The following is a 3,881-nucleotide window of genomic DNA, read 5'->3' on the forward strand; positions in this document are numbered from 1 at the left end:
CAACGGCCTCACCCTCAGCCGACGGCCGCGTCCTCGTCCTCAGCATTTGCCAGGGACGAACTCTTGCCGCGTTTCTTGGCCGCCGCCACGGACGCCCGCAATGCTGCCATCAGATCGACCACTTCCCCACTGCCGTGGTCCTCAGGCACCTCGGGAATCTCCGCGCCGTCGAGTTTGGCCGCGACCAACTCCTCCAGCGCCGCCCGGTAGCTGTCGGTGTAGTCGGACGGCTCCCAGCGTCCGGACATCTGGTCGATGAACATCTCGGCCATGCCCACCTCGGCTTCGCTGGCACGCACATCGTCCCCGGGTGAAGCAAACGATGGATCGCGCACCTCATCGGGCCACAGCATCGTGTCCATGACCAGCAGCTCCCCGCGCGGCCTGATCAATGCCAACGATTCGCGGGTGCGCAGCGCCACCTTGACCACGCCTGCCTTGCCGGTCTTGGTCAAGGCATCGCGCAGCAGCACATAGGGCTTGACGCCGACGCCGTTGGCTTCAATCAGATACGTCTTCTCGAAATAGACGGGGTCGATCTCCGACTCGTCCACGAAGGTCGCGATCTCGACGGTTCCCTTGCTGGCAAGCGGCAACTGGTCGAGATCGGCCTTCGTGAGGACAACCACGCGTCCATCGGCGGCCGTATACCCCCGATTGATCTGGTCGTAAGGCACCTCCTGCCCGCAGATCTCGCAGACCCGGCGGTAGCGGATTCGTCCGCCATCGGCCCCGTGCACCTGATGCAGCGCCACATCCTTGGCCTCGGTTGCTCCGTAGAGCTTGACCGGGATGACGATCAGCCCGAACGAGATCGCGCCTTCCCACATCGCCCTGGGCATCATGCCTCCTTGGACAACTCGGTGACCGAATGCCAGGCCAGATCGTGCTCGGCATGCAGCGTCTGCACCCGCGGATCCTCCCAGGCGTCATCCAGGCTCAGGCCGGCCACCGCTGCGCGGACCGCGTCGAGCGCAGCGCCGTCATCGTCACTGAACCAAGCCTCAACCGACGATGCTTCGAGCTCACTAAGACTCGCACCGCCATTGGCCGCCTCACCTCCAGGGCACAGCGTCCGCGAATCGACCATGGCGGTCAGCACCAGCCTCTCCCCGTGATGAATTAACGCCCAAAGCCCTGCCAGTAGCATCGCCGCGTATTCCGCCTGCTCATCGTCCGACGGCTGCAAACCGAAAGTCTCATAGAGCGCGGGGCTCGCAGTGAATGCCTGCAACGGCCCCTCGATCGTCCGACCGCCGGCGATCTGACGCGCCTGTTCGGCATTCGCCGGAACGCACACCAGCACTCGCTCTGCCATCGGGTCCTCCTCGCGTAGCCCTGCCTAGAGTTTATGAGATCGCGCCAGTGCTCCGAGGCTTCCGGACGCCGCCGGCCACCCGATCCAACGGAGCAGAGTTTTCCACAGCCTGGCCGACTGGTAGGCAAACAGACCGCCATCTTCGGCATCGGAACCCGAATAGAGCAGAGTTTTCCACAGATTGGCCGACTGATCACCACTCTGGGCAACGTCTGGGTCATGCTGAAGCATGGAATTCACCCCGCCCCTCGCCGCCGGACGACGTCGTGTCCTCGATCAGCACCGCAGCATGCATGGCTGGGACGAGCTCGCCGAGTTCGGACCAGCGAGCCCGCACTCGTCCAAGCCCGTACCGCCGCAGGCCGAGGCGGTCGCCCACGGTGTGGCGCGGCTCCTGACAGAGACACTCACTGGGCGCCGCAACGCCAAACAACTCGGCCAGTGGCTGACCGTGGACGAGTGCAGCCGACTCGCCGCCTGGATCCGGCAGCACCGCGGCGCCCGGATCCGTCTCAGCCGACTCAGACTCATCGAGATTTCACCGGGGCGCGTCGAGGGCCAGCTGCACTTCGACTTCGAAACCGGTCGACTGTGCGCGACCCTGTCCCTGACAACGCTGGCCGGACGATGGACTTGCCCGCAGCTGAGCGTGCTGCTGCCCGGTACGCCCCGCTAAGGGCCGTACCGGGCAGCGGTATCGGATCTCGATCGGCTCAGGCGGCTTGGGGATTGCGCCCGTGGCAGATCTTGAATTTCTTGCCCGAACCACAGGGGCACGGCTGGTTGCGGCCGACCCCGGCATAGGGGTCAGCGCTCTTGGTCGTCGCGCCCCGCCTATCGGTGTCGCCCTGCTCGTCGGGCGCCGAGTAGCTGAGCTTGCTCGGATCTGCGGCGGTCTCGACGCCCTTGACCCGCAGCTTGGCTGCCCGCTTCGGGGCCTGGGTGCTCTCGTCCTTGGCTGCCCGCTTGGCCTGGGTCTGGCCCTCGACGGCGGCCTGGGTCTGGCCCTGCGAAACCGTAGCGTCCTGCTGCGCGTCGGCGACCGCGACCGCAGCGCTGGCCTCACCCTCGGTGGCCGAGGCAGCCGGCTGCTCGCCCGCAACCGCCGCGTTTCCTGAGCCGGCCCCCAGTTTCACGGCACCCAGTTTGCTCGCGGTCGCTGCGGCGCTTTCGGCAGTCAGCTGCGGCCCGGCCTGCGCGTCCGGGACGACCTGAACGTCGATATTGAACAGATAGCCGACAACCTCCTCGGCAAACCCATCGCGCATCTGATCGAACATCTGAGCGCCTTCGCGCTGGTACTCGATCAGCGGATCGCGCTGGGCCATGGCCCGCAAACCGATCCCCTCGCGCAGATAGTCCATCTCGTAGAGATGCTCGCGCCACTTGCGATCGAGCACCGTCAGCCAGACCTGCCGCTCGAGCTCACGCATGTTTTCTTCGCCGAGGGTCTCCTCACGGGTGTCATAGGCCTCGGACGCGTTCTGTGCGAACGCGTCCGCCAGCTCGGTCTCGTCGTCGACGGACTCCCAGTCGTCCTGGTCGAGGGTGACCGGATAAAGCTTGCGCATCTCTTCCCACAGACCGTCGAGATCCCAGTCATCGGGAAGGCCGCTCGTGAAGCCCTGCACGCCGGCCCGCACAACCCGCTCCACCGTCCCGCGAAGTTGCTCGTCGACCCGGGTGCCCTCCAGCACCTTCATGCGGTCGCCGTAGATGGCGTGGCGCTGACGGTTCATCACATCGTCGTATTTCAAGACGTTCTTGCGCATCTCGAAGTTCTGCGCCTCGACCTGTTTCTGCGCGCTCTCGATGGCCCGGGTGATCATCTTCATCTCGATGGGCTCGTCGTCGGGGACGTTCAGCGAGACCATGGCCCGCTCGATGACTTCACCCTTGAAGAGCCTCAGCAGATCGTCCTCGAGCGAGAGATAGAAGCGACTTTCGCCGGGGTCACCCTGACGTCCGGAACGGCCGCGCAGCTGATTGTCGATACGCCGGGACTCGTGGCGCTCAGAGCCCACCACATACAAGCCGCCCGCCTCGACGACCTCTTCGTGCTCGGCTTCGGCCTGCTTGCTCAGCTCCTTGAGCGTCGCGGGCCATTGCGCCTCATACCCCTCACGGTCGTCGACCGGATCGATGCCCTTCTCCTGAAGGAGTTGGTCGGCCAGGAACTCCGGGTTACCGCCCAGCATGATGTCGGTACCACGACCGGCCATGTTGGTGGCCACCGTGACCGCACCCTTGCGTCCGGCCATCGCGACGATCGACGCCTCGCGCGCGTGCTGCTTCGCGTTCAGCACCTCGTGCGGAATGCCCGCCTTCTTCAACTGCTTGCTGAGCAACTCCGATTTGTTGACCGACGCGGTGCCGATCAGCACCGGCTGGCCCTTCTCGTGACGCTCCGCCACATCGGCGACGATGGCATCGAACTTCGCGGCCTCGGTGCGATAGATCAGGTCGGTCTGATCGGCGCGGATCATCGGCTTGTTGGTCGGGATCTCGAGCACGCCGAGGCCGTAGATCTTCTGGAACTCGCTCTCCTCGGTCTTGGCCGTGC

General features: G+C 65.3%; 4 protein-coding genes. 1 reads left to right on the forward strand and 3 read right to left on the reverse strand.

What is annotated here, in order from left to right; all coding sequences use genetic code 11:
- Positions 1-14 precede the first annotated feature (14 nt).
- Positions 15-842, reverse strand: a complete 828-nt coding sequence (locus tag AAFP05_RS08250) for a Ku protein (protein WP_341729379.1) — start codon at positions 840-842, stop codon at positions 15-17.
- Complete coding sequence (locus AAFP05_RS08255; protein WP_341729380.1) at positions 842-1,318, reverse strand: hypothetical protein; 477 nt, start codon at positions 1,316-1,318, stop codon at positions 842-844. Before AAFP05_RS08255 ends, AAFP05_RS08250 begins: the two co-directional genes overlap by 1 nt.
- 229 nt (positions 1,319-1,547) lie before the next feature.
- On the opposite strand from AAFP05_RS08255, the gene AAFP05_RS08260 reads away from it, so the two are divergent.
- The gene (locus AAFP05_RS08260) at positions 1,548-1,994 is read left to right on the forward strand and encodes an Rv3235 family protein (RefSeq protein WP_341729381.1); all 447 of its coding nucleotides are present in this window, start codon (positions 1,548-1,550) and stop codon (positions 1,992-1,994) included.
- 37 nt (positions 1,995-2,031) lie between these two features.
- On the opposite strand, the gene AAFP05_RS08265 is transcribed toward AAFP05_RS08260, so the two are convergent.
- On the reverse strand, positions 2,032-3,881 hold a 1,850-nt coding region (locus AAFP05_RS08265), incomplete at its 5' end, for an SEC-C metal-binding domain-containing protein (RefSeq protein WP_341729382.1).

Origin of the sequence: Brooklawnia sp. (genome assembly GCF_032229645.1) — a bacterium.
Classification (GTDB): domain Bacteria; phylum Actinomycetota; class Actinomycetes; order Propionibacteriales; family Propionibacteriaceae; genus Brooklawnia.